The organism is Paraburkholderia sp. UYCP14C (assembly GCF_004197395.1).
In the GTDB taxonomy this organism is placed as follows: domain Bacteria; phylum Pseudomonadota; class Gammaproteobacteria; order Burkholderiales; family Burkholderiaceae; genus Paraburkholderia.
The window spans coordinates 1-392 of record NZ_SELS01000357.1 but is presented as its reverse complement, the minus strand read 5'-3'; the positions used below and the strand labels follow the sequence as shown (position 1 = coordinate 392).

The 392-nt window shown below is 59.7% G+C and carries 1 protein-coding gene; it reads right to left on the bottom strand.

Annotation, left to right across the window (positions count from 1 at the left end; genetic code table 11):
- Positions 1 to 56: 56 nt before the first annotated feature.
- Entirely contained in the window at positions 57 to 302 is a 246-nt protein-coding gene (locus tag EVC45_RS45205; RefSeq protein ID WP_248295563.1) for a winged helix-turn-helix domain-containing protein, read from the bottom strand.
- Between the last annotated feature and the right edge of the window lie 90 nt (positions 303 to 392).

Below are 392 nucleotides of genomic sequence, written 5' to 3'. Positions count from 1 at the left end.
TGTTGCCATGGAAGATGCCCGCCGATCTCCGCTGACCCTTCTCCATACCACACCATTTACGCCTCAGAGTACCTCTGCGCGGCGTCGTTTGTGGACCGCATACGTTCGATCACCGCATCGTTGCGCTCGTACGCTCGCCGCACAGGCCTCTGGGCACTCATGCCCCATGCCTTCAGGTATCGGCCGGCCGTCCACGCCGACACCGTGATGCCATACTCCCGCTCGATCAGTCGCGCCACCGACTCGCGCGTCCACAGGTAAAACGGCAGCGCCAGTTGATCTGGCAGCCGCTCGATGATCAACCTGCGGATTCTCGGCGTGGTTCAAAATACGCGATTTTTGCGTTACATGGACGAGCTGATGCAGCCTGCGTGAAAGAGCAGAAATGGTGA